At 69.1% G+C, this 18,785-nt stretch carries 31 protein-coding genes; 1 reads left to right on the top strand and 30 read right to left on the bottom strand.

Annotated elements, in window-relative coordinates:
* Positions 1–104 precede the first annotated feature (104 nt).
* From AS029_RS12830 to AS029_RS17805, 6 genes are all read right to left on the bottom strand, one after another.
* Complete coding sequence (locus tag AS029_RS12830) at positions 105–761, bottom strand: hypothetical protein (protein ID WP_058232977.1); 657 nt, start codon at positions 759–761, stop codon at positions 105–107.
* A 16-nt stretch (positions 762–777) separates the two neighbouring features.
* Positions 778–1,980, bottom strand: a complete 1,203-nt coding sequence (locus AS029_RS12825) for a phage minor capsid protein (protein WP_058232976.1) — start codon at positions 1,978–1,980, stop codon at positions 778–780.
* 15 nt (positions 1,981–1,995) lie between these two features.
* Positions 1,996–2,163, bottom strand: a complete 168-nt coding sequence (locus AS029_RS17680) for a hypothetical protein (protein WP_167345275.1) — start codon at positions 2,161–2,163, stop codon at positions 1,996–1,998.
* On the bottom strand, positions 2,163–3,737 hold the full coding sequence (locus AS029_RS12820) for a phage portal protein (RefSeq protein ID WP_058232975.1): 1,575 nt from the start codon (positions 3,735–3,737) through the stop codon (positions 2,163–2,165). Before AS029_RS12820 ends, AS029_RS17680 begins: the two co-directional genes overlap by 1 nt.
* A 113-nt stretch (positions 3,738–3,850) precedes the next feature.
* The gene (locus AS029_RS12815; RefSeq protein WP_058232974.1) at positions 3,851–5,137 is read right to left on the bottom strand and encodes a PBSX family phage terminase large subunit; all 1,287 of its coding nucleotides are present in this window, start codon (positions 5,135–5,137) and stop codon (positions 3,851–3,853) included.
* Positions 5,127–5,639: a hypothetical protein gene (locus tag AS029_RS17805; protein WP_058232973.1), complete on the bottom strand. Its 513-nt coding sequence runs from the start codon at positions 5,637–5,639 to the stop codon at positions 5,127–5,129. The genes AS029_RS12815 and AS029_RS17805 overlap by 11 nt, the downstream gene beginning before the upstream one ends.
* Positions 5,640–5,743: 104 nt before the next feature.
* On the opposite strand from AS029_RS17805, the gene AS029_RS12805 reads away from it, so the two are divergent.
* Entirely contained in the window at positions 5,744–5,923 is a 180-nt protein-coding gene (locus AS029_RS12805) for a hypothetical protein (protein WP_058232972.1), read from the top strand.
* Between the two features lie 126 nt (positions 5,924–6,049).
* Here AS029_RS12805 and AS029_RS12800 read toward each other — a convergent pair whose 3' ends face one another.
* From AS029_RS12800 to AS029_RS12690, 24 genes are all read right to left on the bottom strand, one after another.
* Entirely contained in the window at positions 6,050–6,265 is a 216-nt protein-coding gene (locus AS029_RS12800) for a helix-turn-helix domain-containing protein (protein ID WP_058232971.1), read from the bottom strand.
* Positions 6,258–6,419 carry a hypothetical protein gene (locus AS029_RS17670; protein WP_167345273.1) on the bottom strand — a complete coding sequence of 54 codons (162 nt, stop codon included), beginning with the start codon at positions 6,417–6,419 and terminating at the stop codon, positions 6,258–6,260. Before AS029_RS17670 ends, AS029_RS12800 begins: the two co-directional genes overlap by 8 nt.
* A complete protein-coding gene (locus AS029_RS12795; RefSeq protein ID WP_074615943.1) occupies positions 6,416–6,796 on the bottom strand; it encodes a DUF4031 domain-containing protein in 381 nt (126 codons plus the stop codon). The genes AS029_RS17670 and AS029_RS12795 overlap by 4 nt, the downstream gene beginning before the upstream one ends.
* Positions 6,793–7,080 carry a hypothetical protein gene (locus tag AS029_RS12790; protein ID WP_058232970.1) on the bottom strand — a complete coding sequence of 96 codons (288 nt, stop codon included), beginning with the start codon at positions 7,078–7,080 and terminating at the stop codon, positions 6,793–6,795. Before AS029_RS12790 ends, AS029_RS12795 begins: the two co-directional genes overlap by 4 nt.
* Positions 7,077–7,493, bottom strand: coding sequence for a hypothetical protein (locus tag AS029_RS12785; protein ID WP_058232969.1), 417 nt, complete (start codon positions 7,491–7,493; stop codon positions 7,077–7,079). The genes AS029_RS12790 and AS029_RS12785 overlap by 4 nt, the downstream gene beginning before the upstream one ends.
* A complete protein-coding gene (locus tag AS029_RS12780; RefSeq protein ID WP_058232968.1) occupies positions 7,490–8,347 on the bottom strand; it encodes a hypothetical protein in 858 nt (285 codons plus the stop codon). Before AS029_RS12780 ends, AS029_RS12785 begins: the two co-directional genes overlap by 4 nt.
* On the bottom strand, positions 8,344–8,832 hold the full coding sequence (locus AS029_RS12775) for an ASCH domain-containing protein (RefSeq protein ID WP_058232967.1): 489 nt from the start codon (positions 8,830–8,832) through the stop codon (positions 8,344–8,346). Before AS029_RS12775 ends, AS029_RS12780 begins: the two co-directional genes overlap by 4 nt.
* A 108-nt stretch (positions 8,833–8,940) precedes the next feature.
* The gene (locus AS029_RS12770) at positions 8,941–9,438 is read right to left on the bottom strand and encodes a single-stranded DNA-binding protein (protein WP_058232966.1); all 498 of its coding nucleotides are present in this window, start codon (positions 9,436–9,438) and stop codon (positions 8,941–8,943) included.
* Positions 9,438–9,668 carry a hypothetical protein gene (locus AS029_RS12765; protein ID WP_058232965.1) on the bottom strand — a complete coding sequence of 77 codons (231 nt, stop codon included), beginning with the start codon at positions 9,666–9,668 and terminating at the stop codon, positions 9,438–9,440. The genes AS029_RS12770 and AS029_RS12765 overlap by 1 nt, the downstream gene beginning before the upstream one ends.
* Positions 9,665–10,012 (bottom strand): helix-turn-helix domain-containing protein, encoded by a 348-nt coding sequence (locus AS029_RS12760; RefSeq protein WP_058232964.1) that lies wholly within the window; start codon positions 10,010–10,012, stop codon positions 9,665–9,667. Before AS029_RS12760 ends, AS029_RS12765 begins: the two co-directional genes overlap by 4 nt.
* Entirely contained in the window at positions 10,009–10,410 is a 402-nt protein-coding gene (locus AS029_RS12755) for a hypothetical protein (RefSeq protein WP_058232963.1), read from the bottom strand. Before AS029_RS12755 ends, AS029_RS12760 begins: the two co-directional genes overlap by 4 nt.
* Positions 10,407–11,225: a hypothetical protein gene (locus AS029_RS17925; RefSeq protein ID WP_058232962.1), complete on the bottom strand. Its 819-nt coding sequence runs from the start codon at positions 11,223–11,225 to the stop codon at positions 10,407–10,409. Before AS029_RS17925 ends, AS029_RS12755 begins: the two co-directional genes overlap by 4 nt.
* Entirely contained in the window at positions 11,225–11,680 is a 456-nt protein-coding gene (locus AS029_RS12745) for a hypothetical protein (protein WP_058232961.1), read from the bottom strand. Before AS029_RS12745 ends, AS029_RS17925 begins: the two co-directional genes overlap by 1 nt.
* Positions 11,681–11,811: 131 nt before the next feature.
* On the bottom strand, positions 11,812–13,614 hold the full coding sequence (locus AS029_RS12740; protein WP_058232960.1) for a DNA cytosine methyltransferase: 1,803 nt from the start codon (positions 13,612–13,614) through the stop codon (positions 11,812–11,814).
* Positions 13,611–14,036, bottom strand: coding sequence for a RusA family crossover junction endodeoxyribonuclease (locus AS029_RS12735; RefSeq protein WP_058232959.1), 426 nt, complete (start codon positions 14,034–14,036; stop codon positions 13,611–13,613). The genes AS029_RS12740 and AS029_RS12735 overlap by 4 nt, the downstream gene beginning before the upstream one ends.
* Entirely contained in the window at positions 14,033–14,476 is a 444-nt protein-coding gene (locus AS029_RS12730) for a hypothetical protein (RefSeq protein WP_058232958.1), read from the bottom strand. The genes AS029_RS12735 and AS029_RS12730 overlap by 4 nt, the downstream gene beginning before the upstream one ends.
* The gene (locus AS029_RS12725; RefSeq protein ID WP_058232957.1) at positions 14,469–15,449 is read right to left on the bottom strand and encodes a recombinase RecT; all 981 of its coding nucleotides are present in this window, start codon (positions 15,447–15,449) and stop codon (positions 14,469–14,471) included. Before AS029_RS12725 ends, AS029_RS12730 begins: the two co-directional genes overlap by 8 nt.
* Entirely contained in the window at positions 15,449–16,069 is a 621-nt protein-coding gene (locus AS029_RS12720; RefSeq protein WP_058232956.1) for a PDDEXK family nuclease, read from the bottom strand. The genes AS029_RS12725 and AS029_RS12720 overlap by 1 nt, the downstream gene beginning before the upstream one ends.
* Positions 16,066–16,260 carry a hypothetical protein gene (locus AS029_RS12715; protein ID WP_058232955.1) on the bottom strand — a complete coding sequence of 65 codons (195 nt, stop codon included), beginning with the start codon at positions 16,258–16,260 and terminating at the stop codon, positions 16,066–16,068. Before AS029_RS12715 ends, AS029_RS12720 begins: the two co-directional genes overlap by 4 nt.
* Positions 16,257–17,498, bottom strand: a complete 1,242-nt coding sequence (locus tag AS029_RS12710; protein WP_058232954.1) for an ATP-binding protein — start codon at positions 17,496–17,498, stop codon at positions 16,257–16,259. The genes AS029_RS12715 and AS029_RS12710 overlap by 4 nt, the downstream gene beginning before the upstream one ends.
* Positions 17,495–17,674: a hypothetical protein gene (locus AS029_RS12705; RefSeq protein ID WP_139168115.1), complete on the bottom strand. Its 180-nt coding sequence runs from the start codon at positions 17,672–17,674 to the stop codon at positions 17,495–17,497. The genes AS029_RS12710 and AS029_RS12705 overlap by 4 nt, the downstream gene beginning before the upstream one ends.
* Positions 17,671–18,129, bottom strand: a complete 459-nt coding sequence (locus tag AS029_RS12700) for a hypothetical protein (RefSeq protein ID WP_058232952.1) — start codon at positions 18,127–18,129, stop codon at positions 17,671–17,673. Before AS029_RS12700 ends, AS029_RS12705 begins: the two co-directional genes overlap by 4 nt.
* 66 nt (positions 18,130–18,195) lie before the next feature.
* Positions 18,196–18,408, bottom strand: a complete 213-nt coding sequence (locus AS029_RS12695) for a helix-turn-helix transcriptional regulator (RefSeq protein ID WP_058232951.1) — start codon at positions 18,406–18,408, stop codon at positions 18,196–18,198.
* Positions 18,405–18,629, bottom strand: coding sequence for a helix-turn-helix domain-containing protein (locus AS029_RS12690; RefSeq protein WP_167345272.1), 225 nt, complete (start codon positions 18,627–18,629; stop codon positions 18,405–18,407). Before AS029_RS12690 ends, AS029_RS12695 begins: the two co-directional genes overlap by 4 nt.
* Positions 18,630–18,785 lie beyond the last annotated feature (156 nt).

The raw sequence follows: 18,785 nt of genomic DNA, 5'->3' as shown, positions 1-18,785 counted from the left end.
GTGTGTGGGGAGGGGCGCAGGTACGCCTCGCTTGTAAGGAGAGCGTCGTGAGCGTCCTTCGCGGCTTCACAGCGGGGACCGCGTTGACGCCCCTCCCGGGTCTGTCAGGCCGGGATGGGGTCGTATTCGACGCGCGCGGTGCCCCCGGGCCAGGTGTAGTTGCGGAACCGGTGCACCTCGTGGCGGCCGCGGAGCTCGCAGTGCCAGTGGGAGTATCCGCCGGATCCGCGCTTGGGCGTGGCGTTGCACGCGAACGGCTTGCGGAGGTCGACGTGGTGGTGCAGGCCGAGGTGGTACAGCCACCGGCGGAGGCCGAACCATTCTCCGCGCACGCGGCACTCCCAGAAGTCCCATCGACGGAAGAGCTTCATCTCACGCCGGCTCAGCCCGAAGTGGGTGATCTGGCCGCCGTAGTGGCCGACCTTCACCGTGTGTCCGTCGTCCTGCACGTCGAAGATGCGCCATGAGAAGTCCTGCTCGCGGGTGGCGCGCACGTTGGCGTAGGTGCGGGTCTTGATGATGCGCCCGCGGTGCTCGTTCTCGGCTTCGAAGCGATACCAGAGGTCTCGGCCGCGGGGTGTGTCGTAGGACCCGGTGCGGAACTGGCCCACGAGTACCATCAGGCGGGCGCCCCAGTCGTACCAGGGACGTCGCTCCTGAGCGATCGTGAGGATGCGGTGGGCGAGGCTGCCGTCCCGTGTGCGCTGACGCAAATGGACGAGAGGGCGTCGGAAGCGTGTGGGCGTTCCCGTTCGATTCATGGTCGCTCTCCTTGATCTATCCGTCGGCGAAGTGCAGCTGCTCGCGGTACGAGGAGCGTTTCCGGCCGGTCTGCTTGAGGAACGCGCGCATCTCCGCCTGCGCCTTCGCGACGTCGCGCGCGGCGCGGCGCTGTTCCGTGTCCGTCATGGCGGCGGCCTGGTCGCGTTTCGCTGACCGGATCTCCCGCTCGAGGCGGCGCTGCTCGGCGCGTTCGTGCTCGGCCTGCTTGTCGTACTCGAAGTCCCGCTGCGGGATCGCGAGGCCAGGGGAGTAGGCGTTGATCTTGCACCGGTCGTTCGGGTGTCCCCACCCGGCGGCGCGCGCCTGCGCGAGGGTCCCGTCGATGTGCACGGTGACCGGTTCGTCGCGGGTCGCGTGGGGGAGGACGACGTCGCCGGTCGTGCCGTCGAACGACACGATCTTCCCGATCCACGGTGCGCACTTCCGGCACGCATCGGCGCCGCCGCTGATCGTGCCGAGCTGGATGCCGTTCTGCTGCATCCGCCGGACGCCGGCGTCGTTGTACGCGCGGGCGACGCTGGTGCGCCCTGCCATCTCCGCGTACGCGCCGATCGTCCACCGGCGCCCGGACCGATCCACGAAGCCGGTGATGCCCTCGGCGAGGAACCGTTGCACGATCCGCGCCTGCTGCACCTGCGACGTCGTGATGCCGAGGAGCGTGGACGGCGTGTACATGGCGACGATCCGCTGGTACGCGTCCCGCGGGTACCGGGTGATCCGCTCCCGCAGGTTCGTCAGCCGGTTCTCCAGCGACACGGCCACCATAGACGCGGCCTGAGCCGCGGTCGACGTGAACGGGACGGGCCGAACGTTGCCGACGCCGATGCCGAGAGTGACCGCGGCAGCGGCTTCCCCCTCGAGCGCGGCGGCGGCGACGATCCGCGCGGCCAGGCCACCGGGGGCGAGACCGTCCGCGAGACGCTCACCGATGCGGGCGAGCTCGTTCAGGGCCCGTGCACGGTGCGCGGCGAGCTCGGCGAGGATGCGGTTTTGCTCCCGCCGTTCCGCGACGGTGAGCCCCGCGCCGGCGGCCGCTTCCGGCAGTCGGGAGGAGAGGTCCATGTCGCGGCGTGCGCGAGCGGCGACCTCGGCGATCGCTTCGTCCTCGGCGTCGCGGAACCGGTCGGCGATCTCCCGGCCGAGGTCCTCGACGATGTCCTCGATGCTGCGGTCGGGGTCCGGCTTGAACAGCGCCACCGGTCACCCCCCGGGTCACTCGCTGGTGGGCGTCGCTACCGTCGTCGAGTGGCAGATGCGGTACTTCTCGCTCGTGCGGTAGTTGCCGTACGGCGAGGGCCAGTGCCGCCACTCGGGGCCGAGCGCGAAGTTGATGCGCTCGATCCTCTGGCCGCAGTGCGCGCAGCGGGGGAACTCGTCCATCACGCGTCCTCCGGGTCTTCGGGGTCCTCGTCGTCGCCGTCGAACGTCGCCGGGTCGGGCGCGGTGCCGCGGTCCTCACGGATGCGGCCAACCTCGGCCTTGATCTCGTCCTCACCCCAGTCGGGGTTCGCGCGAGCGACCTTCTCCCACAGGCTGATCGCCCCGGCCGCATCCAGGAGCGACAGGGTCCGCGCGAGCTTCTCCGGGTCCTCCTGCGACACGTCGGGGAAGATCACCGTCGGCTGCTCGAACCGGCCGCCACCCTTCCCGGGGAACAGCTTCCCGTCGAGCTCGAGCGCGACCGACGCCTGACGGCTGATCGCAGCCCGGTCGTACAGGATCTTCTTGTCGCGGGTGCGCTCCGACGCCTTGTTCCGGTCGTCGACCTCCGTCGCGGTCTGCGTGCCGCCCTGCCCACCACCGGAGTAGTCACCCCACGCCGACTGCGAGTAGCCGGCGGCGCGGAGGATCTCGCGGTAGAGGGCGAACGCGGTGCGCTCGTGCTGCTCGACACGAATCTCGAACTGGACCTTGTCGATCATCAGCTCGCCCGGCTTCCCGGGGGAGTTGAGACCGGCGAACACCTCGCGCCCCATGTCGAACGCCGCACCCATGCCGGGGCCGAGGTAGTCGAGCATCGCGTCGGGGACGAGGATGCGGCCCGCGCCCTGGCGGAGGTCACGCATCCACGACGAGAACGTCTCGTCCAGCGCGTCGAACAGGCCGTGCAGGCCGGCGTAGTCGGAGCGGCCCGTGTTCGCGAGAACGCCCTTCTTCCGCCACGCACGGGTCGGCATGTTCGGGTTGTACGAGCAGGTGAGCCGGTCGATGCCCGTGAGGATGCGGGAGTCCTCGTTCACGAGACCCGCGAGGCCTGCCGTTTCGGGGCGGTCCTGCAGCGGGACCCGCCTCCCGAGGTTCGTCTCCGTCCCGCGGAACAGGGCGTGCTCGATCGCGCCGACCTCGTGGTGCTCCAGGTGACGGTAGACGACCTGCGTCCGGTCCTCGCGGTACTCGGTCCACATGGTGCACTCGACCATGACCCCGCGGCGGAATACGGGGATGACGACGTCGGCGGCGGCGACCTCGAGCCACACGTGATCGGCGACGTCGGTGTCCCACGCGGAGGTGATGACCGTCGCGCCGAGCGCGGCCTTCAGTTCGCCCATGGTGTTCCAGGTGGCGTGCGCGGCTTCACTGTTGGCGATGAGGTCGAGGCGCGCCTTGCCCTTCTCGGTGCTGTCGGTGCCGAGGGACACCTCCGGCGGCTCCGCGAACACCAGATCCGACGACAGCGTCGCCAGGTCGGCCGGGGCGGGGACGTGGATGCGGGTGCGGTTCTCGTTCGCCGGGACGGGGCGGCCCCAGAACATCTTCGACGCGGCGCCGACGAGCCCACCACGGTACGCCTGACCGCGGTGCGTGTGCGTCGCGGCGGCCTGCCGGTCGGACGAGTACAGCCGCTCCAGCGTCGCGGTGTCGCCCAGCTGCCACGCCTCGTTCAGCGCGTACGCCTTGTACGCCTCATCCCACGGGGCGGGAGGCCAGGCCGTGTTCTGCTCGGGGATCGGCACAGGAGACCCCCTTGGGTTGATGTGAAGCCGCAGAGGGCGCGAGGTGAAGGGCGGTGCGCGACGCCGCCGTGCAGGCTCATGACCTCGACACGACTCACGCCCTTCTGCGGGGCTTATGCCGCGAGCTGCGGCTTCCAGTAGTTCGTCGTCGAGTGGGCGATGTACCGGCCCGCGTCGAGGCTGTGGTCGTTCTCTTTCACGACCTGGTCCTCACCGGCGTCCGTGGCCTTCGCATCCCACCGGTACTCGGTGACCTCTTCGGTGAAGCCCGTGCATCGGTCGGTGACGACGAGCTGCCCCGCGTCGAGGGCGGTCGCGATCGTCTGGATACCGGGGAGCACGTCGTTCACCGCCGGCCACGGGGTGAGGCCGGTGCCGCGGAGGTCCTGCTGCATCTGCATGTGCATCGACGCGGCGGCCGGGTCGAGCATCAGGAACCTCGGCTGCACGGTCAGCGGGTACGGCGTGTGATCCTGCGGGAGCCACGCCCGGAACCGTTGCGAGAGGGCCGCGTCGGTGAGGCGGAGGTCGTTGTGGTCCTTCGGGTTGTACCGCCACTCGTCCATCAGCACCAGGCGGGGCTTCGCCTCGTCGGACACGCCGAGCATGAGCGCCGCGGTCGTGTTCGTCGTGCCGTAGTCCATCCCGATGCCCATGACGTCCCGCAGGCGCGGCATGTCCGCGAAGGGGATGACGTGCCGGGCGGGATCCCACATCGGGTAGACGGCGCCCTCAGCGTTCGTCCACTCGCCCTTGATCATCCGGTCGTAGAACACGCCGGAGAACGACGCCTCCATGTCGGCGATGTAGTCGGCCGGGAGGTTCGGGTTGTCGCGCATCGTGAAGTGGAAGCTGATGAGGTTCTTCGCCGGCCCGGGGACGATCCAGTTCTTCCTGATCCAGTGGTTCCGGGAAGCGGGGTTCATCGTCGCGAGGAGGCGAGCACCGTCGACGCGGAGGCGGGAGACGAGCATGTTCCAGAACTCCTCGGGGAGGAGCGCGGCCTCGTCGACGTACGCGAGCGCCACCGTCGAACCCTGGATACGGCCGACGGCTTCCTTGTTCGACGCGCCGATGACCATGACCTCACGGCCCAGGATGCGGGCGGACGAGGCGCCGGGCGTGTAACTGACCTGCGACGCGATCAGCGTCCCGAAGATCGACGTGTTCTGGAACAGGACGAACACGTTCTGGTACACCGTCGTCATCGTCCGACCGACGATCACGATAATCCCCGTCTTCGGGGCCACACGCACCGCGAGCAGGAACGCCCACAGGCTGATCACCGTCTTCCCGGAGGAGACAGCACCGAACCACAGGGCCAGCTTGAACTTCGCCGCGTCGACGAGGGAAAGCAGCTGCGCACGAGAGACGAGACGTTCGAGCTCGTCAACCCTCATCGGGTGTCGCCTCGGCGGCCCGGTACCGCTCAGCCGCAGCCGTGAACCCGGCCGCAATCGTGTCGAGCACACCAGCAGCCTGCTCGAGCCCGCTGTCGGACTTCTCCACGATGCGGGTCAGCTTGTCGAACGTGATCCCCGCCGTCGTGATGATGTTCCGCTTCACCTCAACCGGCGCCGAGTCGAGCTCGTGCTCGTTGTACGTGTTCTCGCTGCCACCGAAATTGAAGACGATGTAAGGGTCGTCGATGGTGTCGAGCATTGCCTCCGAGGCCGCCAGCATCTTCTCCGCCAGACGAAGCCGACCCGCCGCGAGATCCACCGCGCGAGCCTCAGACGCCTGTTTCGTCGCTGACCGGTCAAAGGACCGGCCGGCGTCGCGGCAGATGTTGGTGACGGACCCAGCGCTGATGCCGGTGAGGCGGGAGATCTCGTTGCGGGGGGTGCCGGTGGCGTGGAGGTCGAGGACCCGCTGACGCTGTTCGGGACTGATGGACGCCATGGGGTGTCACCTCTTCGCGGGCCTCTTGCCCTGTGGGGTGTCGGGGGTTGCCCGTACGTTGGAGACCAGTGCTGAGCGCAGGGCTCGGCGGATTGGGGAATGTCATGGGGCAGAGAGAGACGCAGGCGGCGCTCTTCGCGGCGATCGAGGAGCACACGAAGACGGTTCTGAGCTCGTCGCTGAACTCAGCACCGAAGGCGGCAGCGCTTGCGGACCTGGCGTTGGCGTATCGGTATGCGTCGGGCGGTCCGCAGCCGGGTAGCGTGACGGTCGAGAAGGGCTGATCCCGCGCGTCGAAGCCCCGGTTTCCACGTGGTGTGGGCCGGGGCTTCGTCGTGGGCGGAGTGATCCACCATCTAGTTCTTATCCTGCCTGTTTTGACACATTTGCACCTTTTCCGGGCGGCCCGATCAGCGGCGTGTCGGAATGCCCCGGGGGCGTCCGCGCTTCTGCGTGAGGGCCACGCGCCCGACCGCCTTCGACGGGACCAGGGTGCGGCCTTCGCCGTCCGTGTCGGTGGCGAGCAGGCCGCGGTCGATCCACCGGTACACGGTGCGCTCAGCCTTCCCGACGACGGCGGCCGCGACCTTGACGGTGATCCAGGCGGGAAGCTGCACGTCAGCCATCGGACTCCCGCACGTTCGGTTCTGCGCCGTCCAGGATGCGGAGGATGACGGACGCCATGGCAGCCATGGCCGCCTCACCCTCGCCCGACCCGGCGACCTTGACCGCCAGAGCCTTGGCGCACACCTCGCGCACGCGCTCGATTGCGTCGATCATGACGGATCACTCGATTCGTGAGCCGGGCATCCTGGGTCCGTGATCGCATGCTGCTGCGCGAACTCGGAGCACTCGCACTCCTGCACGCTCGATCTGTGTTCCTCGCGCCACCGCTTGCGGATGCGGGCGAGTTCGAGCATGCCCACTGGCACCGCGCCGGCCGCGATAGCGGCGTCCCGACGCGGGCGCGTCACGTCGTAGTGCTCTTTCCACGTGCCCGGGTACTGAATCCACGAGCGACGCAAGCCGATCTTGTCGGCCATGTCGTCGAGTTCTTCGCGGGTGTCGGCCTGCATGTGGCACCACTCGCCGCTGACCTTGCGAGCACCGTTTGGGACGGTGGCCTTCATGAACATGTCATCGACGTAGACAGTCACGATGCGCTCCCATTCGGGTGGTTGAGCGCGTCCGCCTCGGCGCGCCGGATCGGGACGCCCCAGGCGGTCTCGTACGGGAACCCGGGCGCGGTGGTGGTCGGTACGGCGGCGAGAAGCCGGTCTCGCTGGTCCTCGTCCAGGACGATCGCGCCGGTTTCGTCGAGGTGCACGTCCTCGCCGAGCAGAGCGGACAGCTCCTCGACGGCGTGGGCGCGCATCCGGTCGAAGCTCTCCTCGGCGGCGGTGTGCCAGGCGGCGAAGGTCGGCACTGTGGAGGCGGTCACGGGTGAACCTCCGCTTCTACCTCGTCCCAGCGGTCCATGATCGAACGAAACAGCACCCGCTCTTCGCCGCGGTCTGGGTGAGTCGCTGTCCACCACAGCGCTTTGCCATCGTGGAAGTGGATATCGGTGTCGGGGTGAACGGCGGTCTCGTCGGCTTCCCAGAGGATGACGTGTTCGCCGTCGCTGACCGACCACTGGTAGTCGATGAATCCGTCCGGGTCGCAGAACGGGCAGGGAATGCCCTTCTCTCGGAATGCGTCGTCAGCATCGCACAGGCCGGTCCCCTGGTAGCCATCAGCCCACCTGAGCGCGCTGGCGCACACGGTGTCGGGGTACATCGCGCCGAAAGCGGACCATTCGAGGTGTCCGGGGCACTTCTCTGCGCCGGGGAGAACAACGTCTGTGGTGGTCATGCGGTCTTCCTTCCGGTGTCGGCGGTGCGCCGGGTGATCGTGTGGGCGTCGTCGATGGTCCAGGCGTCGCGGGGTGCGGAGCCGGGGGCGGCGGTGGCGAGGTCGGCGTCCCAGAGGAGTTCGATGCCGGCGCGGCGGGACTTGGTGCCGTAGTGGTGGCACCAGCAGCCGCAGTCGACGTCGGTGCACGCGAGGTGCTCGGCGCCGTTGTCGTGCTCGCAGGCGCGCGATCCGGTCCAGGAGTCGGGGCCGGTGCGGATCTTGTCGAGGCGGTGGCCGCAGTGCTGGCATTCGACGACGGTGAACGCGCCGACGACCCGCTCCCGGTTCCGTGTTGCCGTGAGGAGGCCGCACTCGGGGCACCGCGCGGGCGGCGGGGTTACCTTCGCGCGTTCCTCGACCTCGAGCGTGCGGTACGCGTTCAGCGCGGCGTGCGCGAACTGGATCGCGTGTCCGGCGCCGGCGGGCGTGTTCACCCACATGAGCAGGGTGCGGTCCTCCCGGGTCGCGAGGTGGCGGTTGCAGGCGTCGAGTTCGAGCATGGCGAGCGACAGGTTCGAGTACCCGAGCGCCGACGACCCACCCCCTCCCGTCGCGGTGACGGCGCGCCCGCCGGCGGCGACGATGAGCGTCGACCACCGCTGCCACCCGGCGTAGGCGGTCTCGACGAGCTCCCAGCAGTGGCGGCAGAGGAACCCGACCTCGGCAGCGAGGGGGAGGCACCCGCGGCAGGTGCCGGGTCGGGTTTTCTCGTCCCAGCCGGGGTGGTCGAGGCAGGTAACGCGGTGCTCGCCGAGCGTCGTGCACGCGCGGATGCCGGAGAGGCCGTCGTTCGTTGCGCAGACGAGCGTCATGCCTGTTCTCCGATCTGCGCGAGGATGCGCGCGGTGGTGTCGTCGTCGAGGCGGCGGAGTCCGAGCGCCCCCCGGTACGGAACCGGATCTTTCAGCGGTCGCGGATTGGCGAGCACGAGGTGGTACCCCGAGTAGGCGGGGAACTCGATGTAGTTCTGCGCCCACGGTGAGCAGATCCGTCCGACAGGCGTGTGATTGTCGAAGCAGACGTTGCTTATGCCGTTGGACTGCTTCACCAGGTGCGCGTCCTCGAGGTCAACGACGCCGATGATCGCGCCGAGGGTGGCCGGTTGGCCGCGGTCCATCGTTCTCGTGAGGGCATAACGACCGGAGCTGACCCAGCCGTCATCGTCGCGTTGCAGTGCCGCGTGAATCGCAACCGGTCCGCGGTAGTCCCCCGCGACGTTGCGGACGCGGTTCTCGACGTCCTTACCGCCGTGAATGATCGCGTGAGCCCATGGCTGGCGAACGGTCAGGATGCGCACGGGGTCTCCTCGTGGTTGGGGCACCCGCAGGGCGCCAGTTCGTCGTCGGTCATCGCCTGCTCGATGCAGTTGCGGCACTTTCCGTCCCGGCACTCCGGGCAGAGGGGCTCAGAACGGGGTGTCGTCGCCATGTCCGCCACCTCCCCACGCGTCCGCAGCGCCCGCCTGAGCCGCTCCCGGCGTCGCCCAGGGCTCGTCACCCGCCGTGGCACCCGATCGACCGCCAGTCGAGCCCGTACCGCCTGCGGCGCGCGTCACCTGCGCCGTCGCGTACCTCAGGCTCGGCCCGATCTCGTCGACCTCCAGCTCGATCGCCGTCCGGTCGTTGCCCTCCTTGTCCTTGAACGAGCGCTGCTTGAGCCGCCCGGTCGCGATGACACGCGACCCCTTCGTCAGCGACCCAGCGACGTGCTCCGCGAACTCGCGCCACACCGACGCCCGCAGGAACAGCGCCTCGCCGTCCTTCCACTCGTTCGCCTGCCGGTCGAAGGTGCGCGCGGTGCTCGCGATGGTGAAGTTCGCGACGGGGAGGCCGTTCTGCGTGTACCGCAGCTCCGGGTCAGCGGTGAGGTTGCCGACGACGGTGATGATCGTCTCGCCGGCCATCAGCGGCTCACCCGCTTGTAGGCGCCGCGGAGGGTGCTCTCCTGCACGCGGACGGCGCGGCCCACAGCCGAGGGGTTGCGGGGATGGACCTCGGTGCGGATCAGGTAGCGAATGGCTCCGAGCGCGTTGCGCTTCACCTCCACGACCTCGACGACCTTCCCGCCATCGCGGGCATCGCGGGTCTCGAACCTGTCGCCGACCTCGATCGGGCGGGTGTCTCGCTTGCTCATGCTGCTGTCCTTTCGGTATGGGTCTTGTGGGTGCGAGCGCCGTTCTCGCAGAGGATCTTCGACACGTACGACGACGAGTAGCCGACCGCGTCCGCGATCTGCATGACCGTGCGGCCCTGCGCGCGGAGCCGGATGATCTGCGACGTGAGCATCTGCTTGTGCACGGCGCGGGTGCGGGCGAGCTGCTCCGCCCGGCGGGGCTGGTCCTTCGCGAACCGGGACGTGCCGACGAGGAGACGCTGCGCGGCGTCCTCGAGCAGCTCGGGGACGGTGATGCCGATCCCGTCCGCCAGGACTGCGAGGCGCGCCCACGCCTGGTCCGCGAAGTTCACCGAGACGGTCATGCTCCGGCCTCGATCGCGCCGGTCGTGTGGCGGATGGACTCCTGCCGGTCCCGCTCTCGCGCGGCCTGCAGCCGGTACGCGGCCTCCGGGTCGAGCGGTTGCCGGCGCGGCCAGTCGGCGGGGACGATGCCGCGCGCCTTCGCCGAGCGCACGTCGGTCTCGACGTCGGCGGTCTTCGTGCGGGCGTTCGCCTCGACGCGGTCGAGCACGTGCGCGGCGGTGAGGTACTGGTGCCGGGTCGCGGGGTCGCGGTAGTGGGCGACGATCGCGGCGCGGCACTGCTCGTACGTGAAGTCGCCGAGAAGTTCGCGCCACGCGGCGGTCGCGAGGTCGTCGGGGCGGCGGTTGTCGAAGCCCGCGGCGACCGCGAGGAGCTTCGCCGCTTCCTGAGTGTTCATCGTTCGATCTCCTGCTGGTGAGTGGGTTCGCCGAGAGAGGCGATGTAGGCGAGGTGCTCCTGACCGCGCGTCGGGCGCGCGGCAGGGGCGGGGCGGGGGGTGCGGGCCGCGGGGAGATCGTCGGTCCACCGCTCGTGACCGATCCACACGCCCAGCGCGGGGACGAACTTCGTCTCCGTCGTCTCGGCGTACGCGTTCCCGAAGCGGACGATGTCGGCGACGAGCTCGGTGAAGGGGCGGCGGCGGGCGGCGATCTTGAACCGGTCGAACGCCTGCTTCCGTTCGGTCTTCTTCGGCCAGGCGGCGTAGGCGTGAGCGAAGGCTGCTTCGAGTTCAGCGGTCGGGGTCACGCGCGCGAGAACACCCTGTTCCTCTGTTCCTCTGTTCCCCTGTTCCTCTGTTCCAGGAGCGACGGTCTCGCGACGTTTCGCGACACTCTCGCGAATGTCGGAGTCTCCGAACTCGGTTGTGCCGTCTGGCCTGGGCATTCTTCCCCGCCCGGGCTTGTCGATCCGTTGGATGCTTTCCCAGAACGACACGAACAGCAGCCGCGTCCCCTCGGCCTCGTACCTGTGGATAAGTCCGGCCGTTTCGATGCGGGAAAGACCTTCGGACACCCTCGCGACGGTCTCGCGAGGATTCGCGAACATGTCGCGAGCGAAGAGGTCACCGACGATCAGGGCGACGTCGTCGCGGCCCACGCCGTTGTCGTCGACGTACGACTCCAGCCCCTTGAGAAGGAGACGGTCCTCCCACGACAGGAGCGCAACACGCTCGCTCTTCCAGAACTCCGGCTTCGTGCTGCGGATACGCATCAGCGAGACCCCCTCAGCGCGAGCAGCGCGGCCCGGGGCGACTGGTCCGCGCGAGCCTTCCACGCGAAGTACTCGTCCCCGTAGATCTGGTGCATCCGGTCGAGGGCCTCGACGGCGCTGATTTCCCGGCGCTCGTCGCCCTCGAGGAGGAACCAGGCGTGCTCGTGCGCGAAGAACACCGGCACCGCGGCCACATCGGGCACCCAGATGGGGACCTTGATGCCGTACGCCTTCGCGATCTCGGCGAGGTCGGCGTCCGCCTCGATGCCCCCGTTGAGGAGCGAGTCGAGCCAGAGGAGGTTCTCGGTGCGGTGCTTGTCAGGGCGGCCGCCCATCCCGCCCTGACGGTGCTGCGGGACGAGACGGTCGCCCTCGGTTGCCGTCCACACGCACACGAACCCGTCGCGCCGGGACAGCGCTTCGAGCTGGCGGCGGGGGACGCGTCGATCGGACACGGTGTCTCCTTCGTGGCAGGGGCAGGTGGAACGGCGGCAGCACTCGTCGCCACCGAACTGGCGGCCGGGGTGGCATCCCGGGCACGCGCCGCACGCGCGGCGGACCCGGGGGAGGGTGTCGGGCGCCCAGTTCACGAATGCACCGCGAGGAGGAACTCGGCGACGGCATGGCCCAGGTCGCGCGCGGCGGGCGGAGTGACGGCGTTCCCGGCCTGCTTGACCTTGTCCCGCTTCGATCCGACGAGGTGGTAGTCGGCGGCGAAGCCCATGCCGAGCTGGATCTCGTGAGGCTCGAGCATGCGGAAGCCCGCGTCGTCGACGTCGAGGCTGATGGGCGCGCCCGGTTCCAGCAGCGACTGGTGACCGCCGGTCGTCAACGTCCGCAGGGGCTCGATCGCGGGCGTCGTCATCTCGGCGCCGCCCAGGTTGTTCCGCATAATGAGCGCCTGCGTCGTGGCGGTGGTCGCCGTCGGCAGGGGCTCGGTCACGGGGCGCGCACGGTTCTGGTGCGTGTTCGTCAGCACGAGCGCATGGTGGTTCCCCTCCGCGCTCACCGTGTCGATCGGATGCGAGGTCGGCTTCGCGACGCCGTGGTTGCGCAGCGGCACGACGAGACCCGCGCTGTCGACAGTCGTGATCGTGCCCATCGGGTCGCTCGTCGGCCGCGAGGCTCCCTTCGAGTAGTACGGGACCAGCAGGCCCGTCTCGTTCCGCGTCGACTGGGTGCGCAGCGGATCCGCGACGGATGCCGCGCTCTTACCGTCGCGGCCCTCGACCGGCACCAGGAGTGCCTGGCCCGCGCCGTCGGCGACGACCGTCGGCAGCGCCTTGTCGAGCGTCTGCGTCCGGTCCCGCTCGCGGAACTGCGCGAGGAACGCCGGCGGCATCGCGAGGCCGTGCTCGGCGGTGCCCGTCTGCGCTGGGATGGGCGAGTCCAGATCGCTGACCCGGAGGTAACCCGACCCGGTCGTGACGCCGTCGTACGTGTTGCCGGCGGCCTTCGCGATGATCGGGGCCCAGTGGCGCTCAATGCCTCGGCGGATGCGCTCGCGCGTCTTGGGCGCGAGGGGCTTCGAGCGGTCGCCGATGCGGGGCGCAGGCAGCGACCAGTCGATGATCGACTCGGCGGCCAGCCACCCCGGCTCGATCGGGAGCCAGCACTTCGGGCACCGGTAGACGTACTGCGCGCGGTAACGGCCCCACTGCTCGGCTTTCTTGAACGCCTGGGCGGCCTGCACCTCGCCGTGCTCGGGGCACACCGCCATCGGGCGCGTCCACTTTCCGACGTCGGGGCCGGGGCGGTCCTTCGACACGAGATCCTCGCGCCACATGACGATGTACATGCGGTCGCGAGACTGCGGCGCCGGGAGCCCGCCGATCTGCGCGTGCATGCTGTTCAGCCACACGAACTGCATCCGGTAGCCGAGGGCGCGCATCGCCATCTGCCACGCCTCGAACTGGTCCCACCGGTACGCGTCGACGACGTTCTCGAGGATGATCGCCATGTAGCGGTGGTGCTCGGCGAATCGGGGAATGTCCCACATCGTGGCGCGCGAGCGGTTCGCGGCCTCGTCGGCCAGCGGGCGAGTGCCGTCCAGCTCGAACAGCGCCTGATCCTGTGCCCGCTGACGCTTCACACCCTTCGCGATCGAGTGGTTCGTGCACTCCGGCGACCCCCACAGCACGTGCGTCTTCGGGAAGTACGCCGGGTTCACCTGCGAGATGTCCGCCTGCGAGTGGTCGGTGTCGGGGTGGTTGATCTGGTGCGACTCGATCGCGAGTGCCCAGTGGTTCGCCGCGATGACGACTCGGTATCCCGCTTCCACGAGGCCCGACGACGACCCGCCCGCACCGCAGAAGAGGTCGGTGACGGTGAGGCCGTTCCAGGGCACCGTGGGGCGCGCGTATCCGACAGGCGCGAGTGCGGCGGTCACGCGAGCACCTCGCTCACCCGGATCGTCGCGCCAGAGATGTCGGCGTAGACCTTCTCGGCCCTGAGCGAGACGATGCGCGCGTCGTCGACGATGACCGCGGCGGCGGAGAGGCTGTCGAGCACCGCGCGGGCGAGCTTGTCGACGTCGGGCTTCACCGACGGGCGCGCCCGCTTCACCGAGCGGGGCCGCGGCATCCGGAACTCGATCTCCACGCGTAGCGCGCCGTCGAACGCCGGAGCGCCCGCCATGGCGGCCACGCCCGCCGCCGAGACGCTGTCCCGCCAGGGGGCGGTTTTCTTCGAGTCCTCGCTGATCACGGCGCGGTTGCCGACGACGAACGCCCGCTTCGAGCCCTGCGGGGCCGGAACGCCGAGCACGTCGATCACGACGGACCGCCGACCGGTCTGAGCGTCGGCGCTCATCGGTTCCCCATCCCCATCGCCGCGGTGAACCGCTTGCCGATGTTCATCAGCCCGAAAGACCGGTTCTGCACGGCCTTCTGCATCTCCTCCGCGTAGCGGAGCTTTTCCTTCGCGAGGTTCAGCTCGTGCAGCTCCGTCGTCGTCTTCGCGATCGCGAACTGACGGGCGAGCTGCGCCCCGTGCTTTGCGTGCATGACCATCAGTTCTGCGAACGCCTTGAGATAGGCCTCCTCGGCCGCGTGACGGTCCTCGTAAAGCACGACGATCACCTGTGCGATGTGCTCGATCAGGTCCGCGAGATCCTGGATGCGCTGGTCGAGTTCCTGCGCCCCCATCGTCGGGCCGTAGATCCCGGAAGGGATCGCGAGCATGTTGCGCACAGCTTGTTCAGCGGGGGACAGGCGCAGCTCGCCCGTGCCGCCGTCGATGACATCAGCCACGATCGCTCACCCCCTGCTCGGCGTCGAAGCGTGCTGCCTCGGCTGCCTCCCACTCCTCCTGTGTGAGCGCTTCGGGCACCGACGAGGGCGCGGGGGCGGACGGAGCTTGGGGGGTCTCAACGTCCGGGCGGGGGGCCTGCGCGCCCTCGTCGGTGGTCTGGGAATCGTCGGTGACGACGTCGGCGTCCTCGGTGCGAGCCTCTTCGCGGGAGAGGTAACCGGCGCGAGCGAGGAACGCGGTGCGAAGCTTGTCGTTCTTCTCCGCCTCGGGGATTCTGAGACGCACAGCCTCGAGTTCCTCGCGTGTCGACGCCGCAGCGAAGAGCGCTGTCCAGTCCTCCGAGGGTGCGGCTGGCGCATTGTCACCTTGAGCGATCAGCTCGCCGTCGGCCTCGAAGTCCTCGGGCGTGTAGAGGCCCGACAGTTCCATCGGGTACAGGCGGCGGAAGCCGTGAGACTCGACGCGGATGCCGAGCATGTGCGACGGCCGCTTGTCCCAGTTGCCCTTCGTGCCGCCGAACTCGGCCCACGTGACGGTCTGCTCAAGCGGGCGGCTGATGCCCTTCCGGTAGATGCGGATGCGCGCGGAGAACGGCTGCTTCGGGGGGACGGTTGTCCACGGGCCGTCTTCGGTCGCCTGCCACTCGATCGGGTCCTGCCCGTCGTATTCGCCCGTGCGCTGGGCGACGAGACGCATCCCGTCGATGCCGATGAGGACGGTCCACTTGCCGGCCATCTGCGCGGCGTAGATCTGCTTCGCGGTCGGGTCGAGGCCGGTGCGACGGCACGCGGCGATGAACGCCGCCATGATCCCGGAGGGGGCGTACATGCGCACGCTCTTCGGTTGCCCGGGGTTCTCCGGGTCGGGGCGCTGCTCGAGCCACGTCAGGCCGGCGAACTCCATCATCGCGGCGGTGTCGGCGTTCCAGGTCTGCGGCTGAATGGAGGTGGGGAGGACGAGTTCGTTCGTCATCAGAACGGGGTGCTTTCTGCTTTGCGCGCGGCGCGGACGCCGGCGAGGACTTCGTGGGCGATGGGGACGATCAGCGCCGTCGCGGTGACGATCGCGGGGTGCTCACGCGGGAAGATGAGGGTCTGGGGGTCGCGGCGGAGACGCCACCCACCGTCCTCGCTGGGGCCGGTGACGAGCTCGCCCCACACGAATCGGCACTCGGACGCCTCGGGGATGCAGAACAGTTGCCAGGCCATCTGTCGGACCTCGCGGGGCGTCGGGCCGTCGATGATGCGGTTGTGCTTCGCCTTCGTCTCGACGATCGCGAACGGGTCGCCGGGTATCGTGCCGTCGACTGTTGCGCCGAACCCGCGGTGCTCGGGGTGGTGGACGAACAGGGTGTTCGGCTCAGCCCCGGCCCAGGCGAGGAGCATCGGCTCCCACCGCACGCCCGACTCGGTCGCCGCGTTGCCGCGAAACTCGCGCGGCGCGATGATCTGCCGCACGTATGTCTCGACGGACGTCGGCTTCGCGAAGCTCGACGCAGCGTAAGACCCGATCGTCTGCTCGTGCACGTGAGCCCACGAGTCGCGGTCGGCAGTGTCGCCGAGGGTCCGCTCGAGCACGGCGAGGGCGGTCACGGCGTCACCATTTCCGCGAGCACCTCGCGGTGGGTGAGGGCGTACTCGACACCGTCCCAGAACCCCTTGCGGTGCCCGTCGCGGAAGAGCTTCGTCCCGACGCGCGCGGCCAAGGGGTCGGCGTGCTGCGACTCCTTCGCGGCCTGTGCGAGCCCGTGCACCTCCTTGATGCGCGCCATGTCGACGGTCACTGGGCACCCCCGAGCGCGCCGTCGACGATCGTGAAGCCGATCTGGCGAGACTCGTCACGGTCACGCTCGATCAGCGCCGTGTAACCGCGTTCCGCGGCGAGGGCCCGGATGCTTTCCAGGGACTCGGCATCGAGCAGGTCGCCGTCCTTAACGATGACGAGGCGCAGCTGCGGGTCCCCGGCGGTCGCGATCGCGAACGCGATGCGGCGGCGCATGGCGCTGTTCACCTGCGCGAACGGGATGCCCTCGAACGTCACGCCCGACTCGTCGACCGAGAGGCCAGCGACGGGGAAGCTCGCGGCGGCGAGCCCGGCCGCCTTCTTCGTCTCGACGGCGTCGATGTCAGCCTGCGCGGCATCGTGGGCGGAACGCGCGGCCGCGAGCTCGGCGGCGACGCGTGCGTGGTCTCGCCCTGCTCGGACGGCGGCGTTCGTCTGCTCGACGTCTGCGAGTCGGCCCCGCAACGGCGCCACGTCGACGGGAGTAGGGAGCGCTTCGCGCGCCTTGTACGCCGCGGCCTTCTGCGCACGGGTGTCATCGAGGCGGCGCTGCAGTCCGGCGAGCTCGGACTCCAGGTCGTGCAGTTCGCCAGCGAGATCCTGATAGACACGCTCTACGCGTTCGCGGTGTCGCTGTGCATGCTGCGCCGCGTCGATCTCATCGAGGATTGCCTGCGACGAGACCTCCTCCGCGGGCGTGCCCGGTGCGGGCTTCGGGATGGACGCGAGCGCCCCCTCGAGTCGCTTCACGTCGCGGCCCGCTTCCAGGCGACGGCTCTCGGCGCCCGCTTTCTCCCGGGCCACTTCGTCGAGGTCGAACGGGAGGGCCACCTTCGAGAGAAGCGCGTCGCGCTGCTTCTTCTCGTCGAGGTTGAGGAACGCGACGGGGTCGAAGATCAGCCCGCCGGTAAGCCGGGCCACGACTTCGGCCGGCTTGCCGTACTTCGCGCCGTCGAGGGCGAACACCTCGAGGCGGCCAGCGTCGTTCTTCTTCCACGTGCGGACGACGCGGATGTCGAGGTCGGTGTCGATGAACTCGGCGCGGGCTTCGTCCTCGCCGTCGCGGATGGGCTTCGGGGTGAGGCGGGTGCCTTTCGGGTCGAACAGCTCGACGAACGCGTCGATGAAGCTCGACTTGCCGGCGCCGTTCCCTCCTGCGATAACCACGAGCGATCCCTCGGGGGAGAGGGTGATCTCTCGGACGCCCTTGAAGTTCTCGACGGTGAATGTCTGGCTCATGAGTGGTCGCTGCGCTTTCGGTTGATGGCCGCCCACACGGTGGTGGACACGGCGAGGACGAGGCAGGCGACAGCGATGGTCGCTGCGCCGTCGAAGCGACCACGGAGGATCGCGAGAACGATGAAGAGGACGCCGCTTCCGAGCAGGACGGCGACGATGCGGCCGATGACGTTCACGCGGCCCACCAGTTCGGGTCGGAGCGGAGGTCGGGGCTCATGTTCAGGCGGCGCCCGCATCCCGCGCACTGGCCGTCGGAGTCGGCCTCCTGGTCGGGGCCGCAGACGAAGCACTCCCCGCGGTCGGGCTCCTCGGCGATGCCGCTCGTGGCTGAGGCGTGGTCGATGACGGCGTAAGCGGAGACGCGCAGGCCGTCGAGCTGCCCCGACGTGCTTACGTAGGTCGCGCTGTCCTGCTCGGCCTCGTGCACGGTGTCGTCGAACACGACCGCGAGGGCCTCAACGTCACGCCGCTCGGTGAGTCCGATGGTGAAGTGCTGGGGGACGGTCGGGAGGCGTACGCCCGCGGCGATCCACGGCTTCGTCTCGATGAGGTCCGCGAGCGCGCGGAGGCCGGACGCGATGTCCGCTCCGGTGTAAGCGCGGCGCGGTGCTACGGTGGCGGTGGTGGGCATCTGTAGTGCCCTCCTCTCTTTCGATTCGCCCCTGGTTGCCGCCGGGGGCGTTTCATCTGTGGTTGGTCAGGCGGTCCGCTTGAGCGGGGCCACGTTGTCGGCGCCGGACTGCTCGCGCATCCAGGCGTCAAGGTCGCTGCGGTAGCAGCGCACGCGCCCGCGCAGCAGCCACATGCGCGGCCCCTCGCCCTTGGAGCGCATGTTGTAGTGCGTCTGCACCGCGAGGCCGGTGACCTCCGCGACCTGCTGGATCGTGAGGACCTCGCCCGACGAAGTCACGACGCGACCTTGTTCGTGAGAGAGCCGGTCTCCTTCATGTGACCCGCGATAGCTGCGGTCACATTCGCGACGTAGCCGACGGTGGGCACCAGGCGACCGTTCTCGACTTTGGACAGGTAGGCCGGAGCGGTATCGGCGATCTCGGCAGCCCTGTCGAGAGTGAGACCGGCTATCCCTCGGAGTGTCCGGAGGGCCTCTCCGGCCGTTCTTTGCTGGTTCATGTCCAGGACTGTAGACAACTTCTGGACACAAAAGCAACCCATTTGGGGGACAAGACTGGACGCCATGTCAAGAAAAGAAGACCTTGTGCCCTTATTTCTGGGCATGATACGTTCAAGGCCATGTCAAGAAATTCACCTGCGAAATTGACTGCCGAG

The organism is Microbacterium enclense (assembly GCF_001456955.1).
GTDB classification, from domain to species: domain Bacteria; phylum Actinomycetota; class Actinomycetes; order Actinomycetales; family Microbacteriaceae; genus Microbacterium; species Microbacterium enclense.
Note: the sequence above shows the minus strand (reverse complement) of the source record. Positions and strands in the feature narration are given on the sequence as shown.

What these genes read in the sequence shown, in the direction of transcription:
- AS029_RS12700 (WP_058232952.1), bottom strand. Translation starts at nt 18,129, where the DNA reads ATGCCCACCACCGCCACCGTAGCACCGCGCCGCGCTTACACCGGAGCG.
- AS029_RS12760 (WP_058232964.1), bottom strand. Translation starts at nt 10,012, where the DNA reads ATGACCGTCTCGGTGAACTTCGCGGACCAGGCGTGGGCGCGCCTCGCA.
- AS029_RS12785 (WP_058232969.1), bottom strand. Translation starts at nt 7,493, where the DNA reads ATGACCACCACAGACGTTGTTCTCCCCGGCGCAGAGAAGTGCCCCGGA.
- AS029_RS12815 (WP_058232974.1), bottom strand. Translation starts at nt 5,137, where the DNA reads ATGAGGGTTGACGAGCTCGAACGTCTCGTCTCTCGTGCGCAGCTGCTT.
- AS029_RS12800 (WP_058232971.1), bottom strand. Translation starts at nt 6,265, where the DNA reads ATGGCTGACGTGCAGCTTCCCGCCTGGATCACCGTCAAGGTCGCGGCC.
- AS029_RS12765 (WP_058232965.1), bottom strand. Translation starts at nt 9,668, where the DNA reads ATGAGCAAGCGAGACACCCGCCCGATCGAGGTCGGCGACAGGTTCGAG.
- AS029_RS12725 (WP_058232957.1), bottom strand. Translation starts at nt 15,449, where the DNA reads ATGACGAACGAACTCGTCCTCCCCACCTCCATTCAGCCGCAGACCTGG.
- AS029_RS12805 (WP_058232972.1), top strand. Translation starts at nt 5,744, where the DNA reads ATGGGGCAGAGAGAGACGCAGGCGGCGCTCTTCGCGGCGATCGAGGAG.
- AS029_RS12710 (WP_058232954.1), bottom strand. Translation starts at nt 17,498, where the DNA reads ATGAGCCAGACATTCACCGTCGAGAACTTCAAGGGCGTCCGAGAGATC.
- AS029_RS12690 (WP_167345272.1), bottom strand. Translation starts at nt 18,629, where the DNA reads ATGAACCAGCAAAGAACGGCCGGAGAGGCCCTCCGGACACTCCGAGGG.
- AS029_RS12770 (WP_058232966.1), bottom strand. Translation starts at nt 9,438, where the DNA reads ATGGCCGGCGAGACGATCATCACCGTCGTCGGCAACCTCACCGCTGAC.
- AS029_RS17680 (WP_167345275.1), bottom strand. Translation starts at nt 2,163, where the DNA reads ATGGACGAGTTCCCCCGCTGCGCGCACTGCGGCCAGAGGATCGAGCGC.
- AS029_RS12735 (WP_058232959.1), bottom strand. Translation starts at nt 14,036, where the DNA reads ATGAGCGCCGACGCTCAGACCGGTCGGCGGTCCGTCGTGATCGACGTG.
- AS029_RS12780 (WP_058232968.1), bottom strand. Translation starts at nt 8,347, where the DNA reads ATGACGCTCGTCTGCGCAACGAACGACGGCCTCTCCGGCATCCGCGCG.
- AS029_RS17925 (WP_058232962.1), bottom strand. Translation starts at nt 11,225, where the DNA reads ATGCGTATCCGCAGCACGAAGCCGGAGTTCTGGAAGAGCGAGCGTGTT.
- AS029_RS17670 (WP_167345273.1), bottom strand. Translation starts at nt 6,419, where the DNA reads ATGATCGACGCAATCGAGCGCGTGCGCGAGGTGTGCGCCAAGGCTCTG.
- AS029_RS17805 (WP_058232973.1), bottom strand. Translation starts at nt 5,639, where the DNA reads ATGGCGTCCATCAGTCCCGAACAGCGTCAGCGGGTCCTCGACCTCCAC.
- AS029_RS12830 (WP_058232977.1), bottom strand. Translation starts at nt 761, where the DNA reads ATGAATCGAACGGGAACGCCCACACGCTTCCGACGCCCTCTCGTCCAT.
- AS029_RS12755 (WP_058232963.1), bottom strand. Translation starts at nt 10,410, where the DNA reads ATGAACACTCAGGAAGCGGCGAAGCTCCTCGCGGTCGCCGCGGGCTTC.